This is a genomic window from Streptomyces sp. NPDC059255, from assembly GCF_042752355.1.
In the GTDB taxonomy this organism is placed as follows: Bacteria; Actinomycetota; Actinomycetes; order Streptomycetales; family Streptomycetaceae; genus Streptomyces.
Genome location: NZ_JBHYZP010000005.1, coordinates 321,588 through 338,221, shown reverse-complemented (window position 1 = coordinate 338,221; position 16,634 = coordinate 321,588). Strand labels below are relative to the sequence as shown.

Genomic DNA, 16,634 nt, shown 5'->3' with positions numbered 1-16,634 from the left:
TTTCCCTTTCCGGCGATTCCGACTCTACCAGATCCTTTCGGGCCTGATTCCCAGTCAGCGGGGCTTGTCCTCCCGGCCCTGCGGCCGTTCCGACGAGTGAGACTTTAGCGGAATCCTGGGCTCCGACGCTAATCGGGGCTTCGGTGCCGACGTTCGGTTCGAGCGTCGATTCCTCATTTCGCATAGGCGTACGCAAAGCAAAGCGACATGGAGTCGCTCACTCGTCGTAGGTCCTGCGGAATGACTGTCCGGGGACCGGCACGGGACCGGTGCTCACGTCGGACAGCTCGGAGAACATTACGTTCCTGTGTGGGGCGTGTCAACTTGAGGGGTTGGACCAGTAGTCTGAGGGGCATGACAACGCATGCGTGCGTCCTTCAGTGGTGGGCCGCCTGACGGCGGCCGCCTCACACGTATGCGTTCAACGGCCGCCGCTTCGGCGGCCGTTCGCATTTTCCCAGCTCGGGGACCGGCCGCGAGAAGTGGCTGCTCCTACCGAGAGGGTGAATCAGAGATGACGCGGATCTTCAGCGGGGTCAAGCCGACCGGGCCCCTGACGCTGGGCAACTACCTCGGGGCCGTACGCCGGTGGGTCGAGGTCGATCAGCACCGGGCCGACGCGCTGTTCAGCGTCGTGGACCTGCACGCACTGACCGTCGAACATGATCCGGCCCGCGTGCGCCGGCTCAGTCGCCAGGCGGCGACGCTGCTGCTCGCGGCCGGGCTGGATCCCGCCCTGTGCACCGTGTTCGTCCAGAGCCATGTGGACGAACACACGCGGCTCTCCTATCTCCTGGAGTGCACGGCCACCGACGGGGAGCTGCGGCGCATGATCCAGTACAAGGAGAAGAGCATGCGGGCCCTCGCGTCCGGGGAGAGTGTGCGGTTCTCCCTGCTGTCGTATCCGGTGCTGATGGCGGCGGACATCCTCGCCTACCGCACGGACGAGGTACCGGTCGGCGACGACCAGGCCCAGCATGTGGAGCTGACGCGGGATATCGCCACCCGGTTCAACCAGCGGTACGGGCACACCTTCTCCGTGCCGAAGGCCACCCGGCCGACCGTGGCCGCGCGGGTCATGGATCTTCAGGAGCCGACGTCGAAGATGGGAAAGTCCCATGAGTCGACCGCCGGGATCATCTATCTGCTGGACGACGCCGATGTGGTGCGGAAGAAGATCATGCGTGCGGTGACGGACAGCGGCCGGGAGGTCGAGTACGACCCGGAGACGAAACCGGGCGTGGCCAATCTGCTGGAGATCCTGGCCGGGTGCGGGGACCCGGGCGGGGCCACCGGCGGGGAGAAGCCCGCGGATCCGGCGGCGCTGGCCGAGGCGTTCACGTCGTACGGGGAGTTGAAGCGGGCCACCGCCGACGCCGTGATCGAGCTGCTGCGGCCGGTGCAGGAACGGCACGCGGTGCTGGCCGCGGACTTCGGTCAGGTGGACGTCGTACTGAAGGACGGAGCCGCGCGGGCCAGGAACATCGCCCGGCCCGTGGTCGACGCCGCGTACCGGGCGGTGGGCCTGCTGCCCGCCGACTGAGCCCGGGGTTACGGCCTCAGCCGTTGCCCGAGGCCAGGGCGCGGCTGCGGTCGCGGGCGGCTTCCAGCGCCGCGATGAGGGCGGCGCGTACCCCGTGGTTCTCCAGCTCCCGGATGGCGCTGATGGTGGTTCCGGCCGGAGAGGTCACGGCCTCGCGGAGCTTCACGGGGTGCTCGCCGCTGTCCCGCAGCATGACGGCGGCGCCGATGGCGGCCTGGACGATCAGGTCGTGGGCCTGGGCTCGGGGCAGGCCCAGGAGGATGCCCGCGTCGGTCATGGCCTCGACCAGGTAGTAGAAGTACGCCGGGCCGGAGCCGGAGAGGGCCGTGCAGGCGTCCTGCTGGGACTCGGGGACGCGCAGCGTCTTGCCGACGCCGCCGAAGATCTCCTCGGCGTGGGTGAGATGGGCCGGGAGCGCGTGGCTGCCGCCCGAGATGACGGACATGCCCTCGTCGACCAGGACGGGGGTGTTCGGCATGACGCGCACGACGGGGGTGCCGGGGGCGAGACGTTCCTCGATGAAGGCCGTGGTGATACCGGCGGCGGCGCTGATGATCAGGCGGTCGGCGGTGAGGTGGGGGGCGAGTTCGTCGAGGAGCGTGCCCATGTCCTGGGGCTTGACCGCCAGGATGAGGATGTCGGCGCGCTTGGCGGCGTCGGCGTTGGTGACGGGCTCGACGCCGTACCGGTCGCGGAGCTCCGCCGCCCGGTCCGCGCGGCGCGTGGTGACCAGCAGGTCGCCCGCTCGCCAGCCGGCCCGGATCATGCCGCTGAGCAGGGCCTCGCCGATCTTTCCGGTGCCGAGGACTGCGACGGTCTGGGTCATGTGCGGAGTCACCTCGCCGTAGGGGGTGGGCTTTCTCCCCATCGTCGCACCGGAGGCGGTCCGCGTGCGTGAGGTGTCCGAGGGGCGGTCGCCCGAGCCGGTCTCCGCCGCGCGGTCAGGCCGTACGGCGGCGGAGCGTGGCGGCTCCCAGGCCGAGGACGAGGACGGCGCACCCCGCGACGATCACGGCGTCGCGGACGAAGTCGCCCGTGATGTCGGGGTGGCGCAGGACCTGGTTCATGCCGTCGACGGCGTACGACATGGGCAGCGCGTTGGAGATGGCCTCCAGTACGGGGTGCATGGCGGGCCGGGGCGCGAACAGTCCGCAGAGCAGGAGCTGCGGAAAGATCACCGCGGGCATGAACTGGACGGCCTGGAACTCGGAGGAGGCGAAGGCCGAGACGAAGAGGCCGAGCGCCGTGCCGAGCAGGGCGTCGAGGAGCGCGACCAGGAGGAGCAGCCAGGCGGAGCCGACGACCTCCAGGCCGAGGGCCCACACGGCGAGGCCGGTGGCGAGCACCGACTGGACGACGGCGATGAGCCCGAAGGCGAGGGCGTAGCCGGCGATCAGGTCGCCCTTGCCCAGGGGCATGGCGAGGAGGCGTTCCAGGGTGCCCGAGGTGCGTTCGCGCAGGGTGGCGATGGAGGTCACCAGGAACATCGTGATCAGCGGGAAGATGCCGAGCAGCGAGGCGCCGATGGAGTCGAAGGTGCGCGGGCTGCCGTCGAAGACGTAACGGAGCAGGAGGAGCATCGCGCACGGGACGATGATCATCAGCCCGATCGAGCGCGGGTCGTGGCGGAGCTGGCGCAGCACGCGGGCGGCGGTGGCCAGGGTGCGGGCGGCGGAGAACGGGCGGGTGCGGGGCGCCGGGGCGCGACGGGTCCCGGCGCCGGTGGCTGTGGTGCCTGTGGTGGCGGGGGTGGCGGGGGTGGCGGGGGTGCTGGAGCCGGTGGTCGTCATCGGGGGGTCCCCTGGTGTGCGTTGGCCTCGTCGACCAGGTGGAGGAAGGCCGCTTCGACGGTCTCCGTGTGCGTACGGGTGCGCAGGGCTTCGGGCGTGTCCTGGGCGAGGACTTCTCCCTCCCGCATGAGGAGGAGCTGGTGGCAGCGTTCGGCCTCGTCCATCACGTGGGAGGAGACGAGGATCGTCGCGGCGCGGTCGGCGGCGATGCGGTGGAAGAGGGCCCACAGGTCGCGGCGGAGTACGGGGTCGAGGCCGACGGTGGGCTCGTCGAGGACGAGGAGTTCCGGCGCGCCGAGCAGGGCGACGGCGAGGGAGACCCGGCTGCGCTGGCCTCCGGAGAGCCGTCCGGCCAGCGAGCCGGTGTGGGAGGCGAGGTCGACGTCGGTGATGGCGCGATCGACGGCCTCTCTGCGGGCGGTACGGCGGGCGCGGCCGGGGTCGAGGACGGCGGCGAAGTAGTCGAGGTTCTGGCGGACCGTCAGGTCGTCGTAGACGGAGGGCGCCTGGGTGACGTAGCCGATACGGGCGCGCAGCGCGGGGTCGCCCGCGGTGCGGCCGAGGACGTCGAGGGCGCCGGTGACCCGGGCCTGGGTGCCGACGACGGCGCGCATCAGGGTGGATTTGCCGCAGCCGGAGGGGCCGAGGAGTCCGGTGATCCGGCCGGGCGGTACGGAGAAGTCGACACCGCGCAGGACGGCGCGGTCGCCTCGGTGGACGGTGAGGCCGCGGGCGTGCACAGCAGCGGCCGCCGACAAATTCATCATGTGATGAATAATGGCTCCGGTGGACGGACTCGTCAAGCGCCGCACGGGGAAACGGGGGATGGGGGACGAGGGACGGGGGCGCGCCTCTTCCGGGGCGCGGATCAAGGGTCAGGGGCGGTGGATGGGGGGTCAGGGGCGGCGGATGAGGGTCAGCTCCACCACGTACGCCTCCTCGACGCTCCCGTCGGGGAAGAGGGTGAGCAGCCGCGCGCGCTCTGCCGCGAGGAAGGCGGCCGTGGCCGCTTCGCCGCGCATCCGGAAGATCGAGTGGCTGCCGAGGTGGGCGAGGTGGGTGTCGAGCGGGACGCGGCGGGTCCACGCCACCCGTCGCTCGGCCGGGCGCAGCTCCGCCGGAAGGTCTCCGCCCTGGCCGGGGAGGCTGTGCGCGCCGTGGGCACCGTCGTCGGCCCAGCGGTGGATCCGTTCGTCCTGGTCGGCGATCCAGGGGACCCCGGCGTCCGCGACGTTCCACCACAGGGCGAGCGCGCCGCCGGGCCTGAGCACACGCAGTGCTTCGGGCAGGGAGCGGGCCGGGTCGGTCCAGTGCCAGGCCTGGGCGTACGTGATCAGGTCGGCGCAGCCGTCGGCGAGCGGCAGGGCGTCGCCGAGGCCGCGGATGAGAGGGACGTCCGGCTGGGTACGGTGCAGCCGCGCCGCCATGCCGGGGCCCGGTTCCACCGCGGTGACCCGGGCACCGCGGGCGCGCAGCAGGCGGGTGGCGATACCGGTGCCGGCACCGATGTCGAAGACGCGGGACCCCCGGAGCGGGCGGCCGGTCAGTTCCTCGACCGCGTCGAAGAGGGCCGGCGGGTAGCCGGGGCGCGCCTCGTCGTACTGGTCGGCGACGGCGTCGAAGGAGAAGGCGCGCGCGGTCGGACCGGGGGAAGGGCGCGGAGGGGCGGCGGGAGAGGGGGCAGTAGGGCTATTGGTGGAGCTCTTGGTGGAGTTGTTCGTGGGGCTGTTGGCGGGAGGCGTCTGGGGAGTCATGTCCCCATCGTGGTGCCGGGGACGGGGAACGGGCCAGATGTGCTCGGGTCACGCGCGCTGGGGGTTCCCGCCCGTGTTCTTGCCCTTGTTCCTGCCCTTGCCCTTCTCCTTGGCCGCGGCTCGGGCGGCCGGGTTGCCCGCGCGGGCGGTGCGGCGGCGTTCGTACTGTGCCAGGGCCGTTTCGTACTCCTTGCGGCGCAGCCCCTCGCCCGGGGCCTCGGCCAGGGAGCGCAGGAAGTAGGCGATCAGCGAGCCCATGAAGCCGATCGCCTTGACACTGCGCAGCGAATCCTCGTGGGCGGGGTCGGCCGGGCGGCGGGTGAAGCCGTCCCAGGTTCTGCGGAAGGCGATGGCGCTGCACACCGCGAACATCACGACGAGGAGCAGGCCGACGAAGGAGCCCACCTTCGCGATCTCCAGGCCCTCGTAGGCGAAGCGGAGGACGAAGCAGGCGGCGACCGCGGTGGTGAGGGAGCCGAGGGCGACGGCGACGCGGCGGGCGGCGTACCCGGCGTCGCGGGCGAGCCAGGTCGTCCCGAAGAACACGATGGCCTCGGGCTCCGGGCCGCCGCGGCCACGTCCGCCCCGTACGTTCCTGGTGGAGGCGGCGGACGCGGTCGCGGTGGCGTCGGCGGGGGGCTGGGAGTGCTCGGGGTGCTCGCTCACGGGGCGATTATCCCCGGCGCCCGGAGTGGGGGCTCAGGCACGGTGGGGGCTCAGGCGCGGTGGGGGTTCGGCGCAGCGGGTCTCAGGCGCAGCGGGGAGCGACGTAGCCGCTGCTTCCCGTGTAGACGTACGCGTCCGAGATGAACTCGCCGTTGGCGATGTTGTCCCAGAGGTTCGTCGTGCCGTACGGGCCCGTGATCCACTCCCCCGGCTTCTGGCAGTTGATCGGCACGCTCGCGCCGTACTGGAGCACCCTGACGAGCTGGTAGTTGGTGCCCGGACCGCTGCGGACGTTCACCCGGTAGTCCGGGTGGACCGCGTAGCGCTTGGCCGCCAGGGTCCCCACTTCCGCGGCCGTGGCCGTAGCCGTAGCCGTGGCCGTAGCTGCTTCTGTCTCGGTTGCCGTGGTTTCTCCCCCGGATCTGACGGTGTTCTCAACCTCGTCGACTGCCATGCGGTCCTCCCCCATTGACGGTGTGTGCTCTGCGCCGCGCAGGCTAGCAACCCATGGCTGGATAGCACGCACCATCGACTAGGCTCCGTGCGTCGCGCTTGCGCACGAATACACGGGGGTGGGCGATGCCACCACTGCGCAACACCGGGTCGGCCCCGGAAGCGGAGCGTCCGGAGTACGCCGGGCGGTACCTGCTCGAATCAGCCCTGGGCTCCGGCGGAATGGGCGAGGTCCATCTCGCCACCTCCGCCTCGGGGCTGCGGCTCGCCGTCAAGGTCATCCATGCCAACCACGCCTCGGACCCGGAGTTCAGAGCGCGCTTCCAGCAGGAGGTCGCGGCGGCGCGGCGGGTGAGCGGGGCGTTCACCGCGCCTGTCGTGGACGCCGATCCGGAGGCCGTACGGCCGTGGATGGCGACCCTGTTCATCGACGGGCCCACCCTCTCCGAGCGGGTGAAGCGGAACGGGCCGCTGGGCACCGAGGAGTTGGTCCGGCTCGGGGCGGGGCTCGCCGAAGGGCTGCGGGACATCCACCGCGCCGGGGTCGTGCACCGCGATCTGAAGCCCAGCAATGTCCTGTTGGCGTCGGACGGGCCCAAGGTCATCGACTTCGGTATCTCGCGCCCCGCCGACAGCGATCTGCGGACGGAAACGGGCAAGCTGATCGGCACGCCGCCGTTCATGGCGCCGGAGCAGTTCCAGCGACCGCGCGAAGTCGGTCCCGCCGCCGATGTGTTCGCGATGGGCGCGGTCCTGGTGCACGCGGCGACCGGGCGGGGTCCCTTCGACTCGGACAGCCCGTACATCGTCGCCTATCAGGTGGTGCACGACGAGCCGGATCTGACGGGTGTACCGGAGCGGATCGTTCCGGTGATCAGTGGGTGTCTCGCGAAGGACCCGGCCGACCGGCCGACGCCGGACGAGGTGATGGGCGCGCTGCGTACGTCGCGGGCGGCTCCGGACTGGTCGGCGCCGGACGGTGTGGTGTCGTCCACCGCGTACGACCTGCGCGGGCCGTACGGGGCGAGTGCGCTCGTACCGGCGCAGCGCGGGCCGGATCCGGTCGAGAGTGCGGGCCCGGGTGCCGGCTCCGGCCAGGGCTCCGGCGCGCGTCCGGGCGCGGGCGACGGCGCCGGCTCCGGTCCGGGCTCCGTACCGACCAATCACGCGCGGGGCTCCGGGGCCGTCCGATCGCCGTTCCCTGAACCTTCTCCTTCTCCTTCTTCTACCGCTCCTTCTTCTACCGCTCCTTCTCTGTCTGCGTCGCCGTCCTCGTCCCCCGCTCGGTCGCCGCGCCGCGTGCGCACGGTGGCGGGCGCGGTGGCGCTGGTGGCCGTGGCCTGTGCGGGATTCTTCGGCGTACGGGCCATGGGGGACGGCGCCCCCGCCAGGACGGACGCGGAGCCCTCCCGGGCGTTCGAGCCGTGGGAGACGACCCTGGGCGACGGTCCCGACAAGGCTCCCGTCTGCGCGGCCGACACCACGGCCGTCTACTGCGCGGGCCCCGGTGGCACGACCACCCGGCTCGACCCCCTCGACGGCCGCACCGCCTGGTCCGTGAAGGCCGCCGGGGCGGCGGACGCCGCCGACGACGCCGACGACGACACCGCGCCGGTCCTCTCCGGCGGGCTCCTGCACGTCGTCGCGCACGGCGCGGGCGGCACAAAGCGGCTGGCCGCGCTCGACCCGGTCTCGGGCGCCGAGCGCTGGGGCGCCGACGTCTCCGCGTACGCCACGGTCCGGCACAGCGGCGACTCGGTCCTCCTGGTCTCGTACGACGGGCGGGTACGGTCCCTGGACAGCGCGACCGGCGACGAACGCTGGACGGAGCGGCTCGGCGGCACCGGCACGGTCTGGACGGCGGCGAGCGGCACCGACGGCGCGCTGTTCGCCGCGACCCCCTCGGGGGACGGCTCGGCGACCGAGGTGCGTTCGATCGACCCGGCCACCGGTGCGGTGCGCTGGGAGGAGCGGCTGACGGGCGGGCTGGCCCCGGTGGGCGCCTCGGACGACGCGCTCTTCCTGCTCGCGAACGATGTCGACGGCTTCACGGAGGCGGTCGTACGGCTGGACGCGTCGAGCCGTACGGAACGGCGGGTGCCGCTGGGCGCACCCGTCGACCAGGCCCAGGCGACCGTCGTGGGCGACACCGTGTACGTCATCGGCTACTCGGGGGCGCTGCTCGCCGTCGACACGGGCGCGAAGGACTCGGGCGCGAAGGACTCGGGCGCGAAAGCCGGCGGTGTGCGCTGGCGGCTGGAGACCTCGGTGACGCGCGCCTCACGCCCCGCCGCCGCCGAGGAGCGGGTCTATCTGAGCGCGGGTGACGGCCGGCTGCTCGCCGTGGACGCGCGGCGCGGGGTGCTGCTGGGGCAGACGAAGCCGAGGATGGCCGCAGGGCCCGACACGCTCGTACCCACGCTGCCCGCGCCCGTCCTCGGCATCGTTGCCGAGGACCGTCGTTCCGCCGGAGTCGGCTCCGGCACCGACCCCGACTCCGACTCCGAGGGGATGACGGTCTTCGGGAGTGCTCCCGACGGGTCCGTCTTCGCCGTCGCGGGCCGGGACCCCGCGTCCTGGTGACGCCCCCGGCCCTCCGTCGTGAGGGCCGGGGCCCGGGGCACGGGCTGTGGCGTGAGCGCGTAAGGGAGTCAGCCGAGGCGCGAGATGTCCCGGACCGCGCCCTTGTCCGCGCTCGTCGCCATCGCGGCGTACGCGCGCAGCGCCACCGAGACCTTGCGCTCGCGGCTCGCCGGCGCGTACACACCGTTCAACGCCTCGCGGCGCGCCGCGAGTTCCGCGTCGCCGACCAGCAGCTCGATCGATCGGTTCGGGATGTCGATCCGGATCCGGTCGCCGTCGTTCACCAGCGCGATCGTGCCGCCCGAGGCCGCCTCCGGCGAGGCGTGGCCGATCGAGAGACCCGACGTACCGCCGGAGAAACGGCCGTCGGTGACCAGCGCGCAGGACTTACCGAGGCCACGGCCCTTCAGGTACGACGTGGGGTACAGCATCTCCTGCATGCCCGGGCCGCCGCGCGGTCCCTCGTACCGGATGACGATCACATCGCCCTCGGTGATCTCCTTGCGGAGGATCTTCTCGACGGCGTCCTCCTGTGACTCGCAGACGACGGCCGGGCCCTCGAAGGTCCAGATCGACTCGTCGACACCCGCGGTCTTCACCACGCAGCCGTCGACGGCCAGGTTGCCCTTCAGGACCGCCAGACCGCCGTCCTTGGAGTAGGCGTGGGCGACATCGCGGATGCAGCCGCCCGCGGCGTCCGTGTCGAGCGTGTCCCACCGCTCGGACTGCGAGAACGCCTCGGCGGAGCGGACACAGCCGGGGGCCGCGTGCCACAGCTCGACGGCCTCCTCGGAGGGCGAGCCGCCGCGCACGTCCCAGGTCTGCAGCCACTCCTTGATGCCGGGGGCGTGGACGGTGTGGACGTCCTCGTTGAGCAGACCGCCGCGGTACAGCTCGCCGAGGATGGCGGGGATGCCGCCGGCCCGGTGGACGTCCTCCATGTAGTACGTGCCGCCCGGGGCGACGTTCGGCGCGACCTTGGCGAGGCAGGGGACGCGGCGCGAGACGGCGTCGATGTCGCTGAGGTCGTAGTCCAGCTCGGCCTCCTGGGCGGCGGCGAGCAGGTGCAGGATCGTGTTGGTGGAGCCGCCCATGGCGATGTCGAGCGCCATGGCGTTGTCGAAGGCCGCGCGGGTGGCGATGGCGCGCGGCAGGACCGACGCGTCGTCCTGCTCGTAGTGGCGCCTGGTGATCTCGACGACCGTGCGGCCCGCGTTCTCGTAGAGCGCCTTGCGCGCGGTGTGCGTGGCGAGCACCGAGCCGTTGCCGGGGAGGGAGAGGCCCATGGCCTCGGTCAGGCAGTTCATCGAGTTGGCGGTGAACATGCCGGAGCAGGAGCCGCAGGTCGGACAGGCGTTCTCCTCGATACGGAGGATGTCCTCGTCCGAGACGCTGTCGTTCACCGCGTCGGAGATCGCGTTGATCAGGTCGAGCTTCCGGACCGTACCGTCCACGAGCGTCGCCCGGCCGGCCTCCATCGGGCCGCCGGAGACGAAGACCGTCGGGATGTTGAGGCGCATCGCGGCCATCAGCATGCCCGGGGTGATCTTGTCGCAGTTGGAGATGCAGATCAGCGCGTCCGCGCAGTGCGCCTCGACCATGTACTCGACGGAGTCGGCGATCAGGTCGCGGGACGGCAGGGAGTAGAGCATGCCGCCGTGGCCCATCGCGATGCCGTCGTCCACGGCGATCGTGTTGAACTCGCGGGGCACCGCGCCCGCGGCCTTGATGGCCTCCGAGACGATCCGGCCGACCGGCGCGAGGTGGGTGTGCCCGGGCACGAACTCGGTGAAGGAGTTGGCCACCGCGATGATCGGCTTGCCGATGTCCTCGCTCGCTACGCCCGAGGCCCGCATCAGGGCACGTGCGCCCGCCATGTTGCGTCCGTGGGTGACAGTGCGGGACCTCAGCTCGGGCATCGTCTCTCGCTCCTTCAGCAGATCCTTCGGCCGAGTCCTTCGGCAGAAATGACTTCTTCGAGCGTACGCCCCGGATCCAAGATCTGGACATGCCGTCCGGAATACGGGACGCCTGTTCACCTTTCGGGCAGCCGGTGCGGCCGACGGCCCGGAACCTGGTGGCAGGGTCACGCCTCGGTGCGGCAGGGTCACGCCTCGGTGAGGTAGCGCTGGAGCGTGGGCGCGACCATCGTGATGATCTGCTCCATGTCCGCCGACGCCAGCGGCTCCGCCTTGATCACGTACCGCAGGAGCGCGATCCCGACCATGTGGGAGGCGCAGAGCTCCGCGCGGAACTCGGGATCCGGTACGTCGAGCCGCTCCGCGACCTGGCCGAGCAGCCGGCGCAGCACGAACGTACGCAGCACCGCCGCCGCGGCGTCGCGCGTGAGCGCGGAACGGATGACGGCCAGCAGCGGGGTCCGGGTCGCCGGGTTCTCCCAGACGGCGAAGAACTGGCGGGCGAGCCGTTCCCCGATCGTGCCGGGGTCTCCGGCGACCACTTTGGCGGGCACCGTCAGGGCGGGTTCGAAGGAGATCTCGACGGCGGACGCGAACACCTCGTCCTTCGTGCCGAAGTAGTGGTGGACGAGCGCGGGGTCGACGCCGGCCGCCTTGGCGATGCCGCGGACGGACGTCTTGTCGTAGCCGCGCGCCGCGAACTCCGCGCGGGCGGCGTCAAGGATCTTCTGCCGGGCGCCGGGGCCGGACTCCGCGTCCTTGCGGGCCGGGCGGCCCCGGCGACGGGGGGTGGCGCCGGTGGTCATGAGGGGCGGGCTCCGGAGGCGTCCGAGGTGCCGTTGCCACGGGACTTGCGGGACGTACGAGGCGACCGGGACCCCCGGCCGGCCGGCGCGCCCGCGCCCGCCGCCGCGCCCTGGGACCGCGCGTCAGCGGCAGCGGCAGCGCCGCCGGAGCCGGACGAGGCGGAGGAGCCGGACGAGCCGGACGAGCCGGACGAGCCGGAGGAAGCGGGTGCGGCGGAAGGAGACGGGGCCGCGGTGGCGGGGCGCGACGCGAGGTGCAGCCGCGCGAAGGCCAGCGCCTCCGCGAGATCCGCCTCCCGCTCCGCCGCCGACATCGCGCGCCGGGTGTTGACCTCGATCACGACATGGCCGTCGAAGCCGCTGCCCGCGAGCCCCTCCAGCAGCTCGGCGCACGGCTGCGTACCGCGCCCCGGCACCAGGTGCTCGTCCTTCGCCGAGCCGTTGCCGTCCGCGAGGTGGACATGGCCCAGCCGGTCACCGATGAGGCCCGCCATCGCCACGGCGTCGCTGCGGGAGGTCGCGGTGTGCGAGAGATCGAGGGTGAAGTGCCGGTAGTCGTCCTGGGTGACGTCCCAGCCGGGCGCGTACGCCGGCATCTCACGGTCGCGGTAACGCCACGGGTACATGTTCTCGACGGCGAACCGCACGTCCGTCTCGTCCGCCATCCGCCAGATACCGGAGACGAAGTCGCGCGCGTACTGGCGCTGCCACCGGAACGGCGGGTGCACGACCACCGTGGAGGCGCCGAGGCTCTCGGCCGCCGCCCGCGCCCGCTGGAGCTTCACCCACGGGTCCGTCGACCAGACGCGCTGGGTGATCAGCAGACAGGGCGCGTGGACGGCGAGCACCGGGATGCCGTGGTAGTCGGAGAGCCGGCGCAGCGCCTCGATGTCCTGGCTGACGGGATCCGTCCAGACCATGACCTCGACGCCGTCGTATCCGAGGCGGGCGGCGATCTCGAAGGCCGTCGCCGTGGACTCCGGATAGACCGAGGCCGTCGACAGCGCGACCTTCGTATCCGGGATGCGCACCACTGGATCTGCCACGAGGACAGCGTACGGGCCCCGGCGGCGCGGCCATCGGCCCGGCCCGGTACAGCGGCCTCCGGGGGGCCTCCAGGCGGCCTCCCGGGCGCGGCTCGGCCGGCTGTCACCATTCGTACGGTCACAGCCCTCACACGGTCACGGCGCGAGTTGGTCGAGCCTCCGCAGGATCACGCCCTCGCGCAGCGCCCACGGGCAGACCTCCAGCGTCTCGACCCCGAACAGGTCCATCGCGCCCTCCGCGACCAGCGCGCCCGCCAGCAGCTGGGCCGACCTGCCTTCGGAGACGCCGGGGAGCCCGGCCCGCTGGACGGCGTTCATCGTGGCGAGGGTCGGCACCCACTCCTCCAGGGCGGTGCGGCTCAGCTCGCGCTGCACGTACAGCCCCTCGCCGGACCTGGCCGCGCCCGCCAGCCGGGCGAGCTGCTTGAAGGTCTTGGACGTGGCCACCACGTGGTCCGGGCTGCCGAACCGGGCGAACTCCCCGACCGTACGGGCGATCCGCGCCCGTACGTGGCGGCGCAGCGCCTTCACGTCGATCGGGTCGGGCGGGTCCCCGGGCAGCCAGCCCGCCGTGAGCCGGCCCGCGCCCAGGGGCAGGGAGACGGCCGCGTCCGGCTCCTCGTCGATCCCGTACGCGATCTCAAGCGAGCCGCCGCCGATGTCCAGGACGAGGAGTTTCCCCGCGGACCAGCCGAACCAGCGGCGGGCGGCGAGGAAGGTCAGACGGGCCTCCTGCTCGCCGGTGAGGACCTCCAGATCGACCCCGGTCTCGCTCTTGACGCGGGCGAGGACCTGGTCGGCGTTGGTGGCCTCCCGTACGGCGGAGGTGGCGAAGGGGAGGACGTCCTCGCAGCCCTTGTCCTCGGCCGCCTGGAGGGCGTCCGCGATCGTCGCCACGAGACGGTCGACGCCGTCGGGGCCGATGGCTCCGTCGGGGGCGAGCAGTTCGGCGAGGCGCAGCTCCGCCTTGTGCGAATGCGCCGGCAGCGGGCGGGCACCGCGGTGGGCGTCGACCGCCAGCAGGTGCACGGTGTTCGAACCGACGTCCAGGACTCCGAGTCTCATGAAACGGAACGCTACTGCGATCCGCGCATACGCTGGGCATGTGCCGAAGACGAAAAAGACGAAGCCGGGCAAAGCCAAAGGCCCGAAGAACCCCGACGAGAACCGGGCCGTGCCCGACGAGAAGAGCCTGGACTTCGCCCGCGCCTGGGTCGAGTTCCCGGACCCGGCCGACGACGAGCAGGTGTTCCGCTGCGACCTGACATGGCTCACGTCACGGTGGAACTGCGTCTTCGGCAGCGGCTGCCAGGGCATCGAGGCGGGCCGCGCCGACGACGGCTGCTGCACGCTGGGCGCGCACTTCTCGGACGAGGACGACGAGGCGCGGGTCGCGGAGCATGTGGCGCGCCTCACGCCCGAGCTGTGGCAGTTCCACGAGGAGGGGACGGCCACGGGCTGGACGCAGACCGACGACGACGGGGAGCGCCAGACGCGGCGCTGGGAGGGGTCCTGCATCTTCCAGAACCGGCCCGGCTTCGCGGCGGGCGCGGGGTGCTCGCTGCACATCCTGGCGCTGCGCGAGGGGCGCGAGCCGCTGGAGACGAAACCGGACGTCTGCTGGCAGCTGCCGGTACGGCGTACGTACGACTGGATCGACCGGCCCGACGACACGCGCGTCCTCCAGGTGTCGATCGGGGAGTACGACCGCCGCGGCTGGGGGTCGGGCGGTCACGATCTGCACTGGTGGTGCACGTCGGCGACATCGGCGCACGGCGCGGGCGAGCCGGTGTACAGGACGTACGGGCCCGAGCTCACGGAGCTGATGGGCAAGGAGGGGTACGACCGGCTGGTGGAGCTCTGCGAGCGGCGCCTGGCGAGCGAGCTTCCCCTGCTGGCACCGCACCCGGCGGACCCGCCGCGGGGCTGACGCGCGGCTGACCTGGGGCTGACGCCGGTCAGCGGGGCCCGGTGCCGGCACCGGGGCTGACGCGGGCCGTGGAGCCGGGACCGGCACTGGGACTCGTACCGGAACTGCCGGTGGGGCCCGGATCGGGCGGGTCCGGGTCGGGGGGCGGCTGCGTCGGACCGCCCGGCCCCGGTCCTGGGGCGGAGGGTGCGGAGGATCCGGTACCGCCGGTCGGGCCGCCAGGGACGGTGGGCGAGGAGTCCGAGGGGCTCGCGGGGCCGGAGGGGCTCGCGGGGCCCGGGGCCGAAGGACCGGCCCAGGTCGGCCCGCCGGGCCCGGGGCGGCCCGGGTGTCCGGGGCGCGCGGGCCTGGCCCCGTACCCGTGGATCCGTACGGCGGCGCCCGCCGGGTAGAGCGCGACCCGGGCGCTCCACGGGCCCGCCGGTTCGCGCCCGTGGTCCACGGAGACGCGGACGGTGACGGACTCGCCGGGCGCGAGCGTGCCGTAGTGGCGGCTCAGCGTGAGCCAGGGGGCCCGGGTCCCGGCCGTCCAGGCGACGCGCTCGCCGCCGGTGGCCCGCAGCGTGATCAGGGTGGCGGCACCGGCGGGCCGCGCCTCGACGGTGAGCGGGCCAGGGCCGGGGCGGCCCTCGCCGGGCGGCGGCGCGCCCGTACCGTCGCTGACGATCTCGACCGAGACGGCGGGCGCGCGGCCGCCCCCGGGGAAGCGGGCGCCGGGCCGGTTCTGGGCGCTGCCCGCGTTCGCGTAGTGCTCGTAGCGCTCGTACGGGTCGTCGTGCGGGTAGTCGTCAATGCCGTCCGTGCCGTCGGTGCCGTTCGGGGGATGCCCGTCCAGGGCGGGCGGGCCCGCGGTCTCGGCCGCGGTGACCGAGGCGCCGTCGCGGCCCTCACCGGTCCCCGGCGCCCCGCGGTACGCCGCCCAGAGGGCGAGGACGGGCGCGGCGACGACGGTCGCCACGACGGTGGTCGTCACGGCCCGCGCCCGCAGCCGGTCGCGGCGGGCGGCGCGGTCCTTGGGGTCCATGGGGAAGCCGTTACGGCCGAAGCGCGGGGCGGCGGCGCGGGCGCGCGGCGTCTGGATCATGGCGGTGTAGGCGGCGCCGCGCGGCGCCTCGACGAGCGGCAGCGGGGAGGGCGCCTCCCCCGCGCCGGACGGGCCGGCCGGGAGGGGCGGTGTCGTGCGCGAGCCGGGCCAGGGCCCCGCCGCGTCGGCGTGCTCCGCGGCGCGGCGGCAGCGCGGGCAGTCGTCGACGTGGCGGACCAGCTCGCGCCGGAGCGCGGCGGAGAGCAGTACGCGGTGGTCGCCGGTGAGCCGGGCGACGGAGGGGCAGCCGCCGGTGTCCACCACGGCGAGCGCGGCGCGGGTCCGCTCGACCTCGCAGGCGGCGGAGGCGAGCAGCTCCCTGGTCGCGGCGGGCTCCTTGGAGAGTACGGCGGCGACATCGTTCGGGCCGAGCCCGTGGCGTACCGCCAGCTCCAGGACCTCGCGCTGCTCGGGCGTCGTACCGGCGGCCTCGGGCCAGGCCAGCAGGGCCAGTTCGCGCCGCCGGCGCTCGGCGGTCTCCGGCGCGACCGCGGGAGCCGGCAGGGGGGCCTGTGCCGGGGTCCGCGCGGGAGCGTGTGCGGGGGTGCGGCGCTGTGCGGTGAGCTTGCGCAGACAGGCCCAGCGGGCGAGGGCGTAGAGCCAGGCCCTGCGCTCCCCGGCGCCGGAGGGGCAGCGGCCGTACTGGCGCTCGGAGATGGCCAGGACGTCGCCGAGCACCTCGGTGGCGGCGTCGTGGTCGCAGAGCACGGAGAGGCAGTAGGTGAACAGGCCGTCCAGATACGGCTCGTACCGCGCCGGAGGGCGCTGCGCCACCGCTCGGGGCGCCCGACGGAGCGCACGCTCCGCGCCGGTGTGTGCGCCGGTGGTGTCCGCGGAGGTTTCGGGGCTGCTGCTCATCACCTGGCGACGGTAGACAGGGCGGCCCGCACCCTTCACACCCCTTGAGCACATTTAATCCTTACGGGTGAATCTATCCCTCAAAGGGGGACACGGTTGTCGTGTTTCGATGAGTCGGAAGTGGTACAGAGCCCTCCCTTGTACGACTTACTTCGCCCGCGCACTGTCCGGGTCCCACGACGACCGCGGCACCGCCCCGGAA

13 protein-coding genes and 1 pseudogene are annotated in these 16,634 nt (G+C 73.1%); 3 read left to right on the top strand and 11 right to left on the bottom strand.

Features of this window, described 5'->3' with window-relative positions; all coding sequences use genetic code 11:
* Positions 1-514: 514 nt before the first annotated feature.
* Positions 515-1,543 carry a tryptophan--tRNA ligase gene (gene trpS, locus ACFXKG_RS10310; RefSeq protein ID WP_384835264.1) on the top strand — a complete coding sequence of 343 codons (1,029 nt, stop codon included), beginning with the start codon at positions 515-517 and terminating at the stop codon, positions 1,541-1,543.
* 16 nt (positions 1,544-1,559) lie between these two features.
* Here trpS and proC read toward each other — a convergent pair whose 3' ends face one another.
* From proC to ACFXKG_RS10280, 6 genes are all read right to left on the bottom strand, one after another.
* Positions 1,560-2,369 (bottom strand): pyrroline-5-carboxylate reductase, encoded by an 810-nt coding sequence (gene proC, locus ACFXKG_RS10305; protein ID WP_384835262.1) that lies wholly within the window; start codon positions 2,367-2,369, stop codon positions 1,560-1,562.
* Positions 2,370-2,484: 115 nt separating this feature from the next.
* The gene (locus tag ACFXKG_RS10300) at positions 2,485-3,333 is read right to left on the bottom strand and encodes an ABC transporter permease (protein ID WP_384835259.1); all 849 of its coding nucleotides are present in this window, start codon (positions 3,331-3,333) and stop codon (positions 2,485-2,487) included.
* On the bottom strand, positions 3,330-4,100 hold the full coding sequence (locus ACFXKG_RS10295; RefSeq protein ID WP_384835256.1) for an ABC transporter ATP-binding protein: 771 nt from the start codon (positions 4,098-4,100) through the stop codon (positions 3,330-3,332). Before ACFXKG_RS10295 ends, ACFXKG_RS10300 begins: the two co-directional genes overlap by 4 nt.
* A 129-nt stretch (positions 4,101-4,229) precedes the next feature.
* Entirely contained in the window at positions 4,230-5,087 is an 858-nt protein-coding gene (locus ACFXKG_RS10290) for a class I SAM-dependent methyltransferase (protein ID WP_384835253.1), read from the bottom strand.
* Between the two features lie 48 nt (positions 5,088-5,135).
* Positions 5,136-5,753: a hypothetical protein gene (locus tag ACFXKG_RS10285; protein WP_384835250.1), complete on the bottom strand. Its 618-nt coding sequence runs from the start codon at positions 5,751-5,753 to the stop codon at positions 5,136-5,138.
* Between the two features lie 82 nt (positions 5,754-5,835).
* A complete protein-coding gene (locus tag ACFXKG_RS10280) occupies positions 5,836-6,207 on the bottom strand; it encodes a hypothetical protein (RefSeq protein WP_384835247.1) in 372 nt (123 codons plus the stop codon).
* A 125-nt stretch (positions 6,208-6,332) separates the two neighbouring features.
* Between ACFXKG_RS10280 and ACFXKG_RS10275 the strand changes: the two genes are divergently transcribed.
* Positions 6,333-8,789: a protein kinase gene (locus ACFXKG_RS10275; RefSeq protein WP_384835244.1), complete on the top strand. Its 2,457-nt coding sequence runs from the start codon at positions 6,333-6,335 to the stop codon at positions 8,787-8,789.
* Positions 8,790-8,857: 68 nt separating this feature from the next.
* On the opposite strand, the gene ilvD is transcribed toward ACFXKG_RS10275, so the two are convergent.
* From ilvD to ACFXKG_RS10255, 4 genes and pseudogenes are all read right to left on the bottom strand, one after another.
* Positions 8,858-10,708: a dihydroxy-acid dehydratase gene (ilvD, locus tag ACFXKG_RS10270; RefSeq protein WP_384835241.1), complete on the bottom strand. Its 1,851-nt coding sequence runs from the start codon at positions 10,706-10,708 to the stop codon at positions 8,858-8,860.
* Positions 10,709-10,896: 188 nt separating this feature from the next.
* Positions 10,897-11,514 (bottom strand): TetR family transcriptional regulator, encoded by a 618-nt coding sequence (locus ACFXKG_RS10265; RefSeq protein WP_384835239.1) that lies wholly within the window; start codon positions 11,512-11,514, stop codon positions 10,897-10,899.
* Between the two features lie 218 nt (positions 11,515-11,732).
* Positions 11,733-12,560: pseudogene (locus tag ACFXKG_RS10260) on the bottom strand (sugar phosphate isomerase/epimerase family protein); the annotation flags it as partial.
* A 135-nt stretch (positions 12,561-12,695) separates the two neighbouring features.
* Positions 12,696-13,625 (bottom strand): Ppx/GppA family phosphatase, encoded by a 930-nt coding sequence (locus ACFXKG_RS10255; RefSeq protein WP_384835236.1) that lies wholly within the window; start codon positions 13,623-13,625, stop codon positions 12,696-12,698.
* 40 nt (positions 13,626-13,665) lie between these two features.
* On the opposite strand from ACFXKG_RS10255, the gene ACFXKG_RS10250 reads away from it, so the two are divergent.
* Positions 13,666-14,490, top strand: coding sequence for a hypothetical protein (locus ACFXKG_RS10250; RefSeq protein ID WP_384835233.1), 825 nt, complete (start codon positions 13,666-13,668; stop codon positions 14,488-14,490).
* A gap of 28 nt (positions 14,491-14,518) precedes the next feature.
* Here ACFXKG_RS10250 and ACFXKG_RS10245 read toward each other — a convergent pair whose 3' ends face one another.
* Positions 14,519-16,432: a hypothetical protein gene (locus ACFXKG_RS10245; RefSeq protein WP_384835230.1), complete on the bottom strand. Its 1,914-nt coding sequence runs from the start codon at positions 16,430-16,432 to the stop codon at positions 14,519-14,521.
* Between the last annotated feature and the right edge of the window lie 202 nt (positions 16,433-16,634).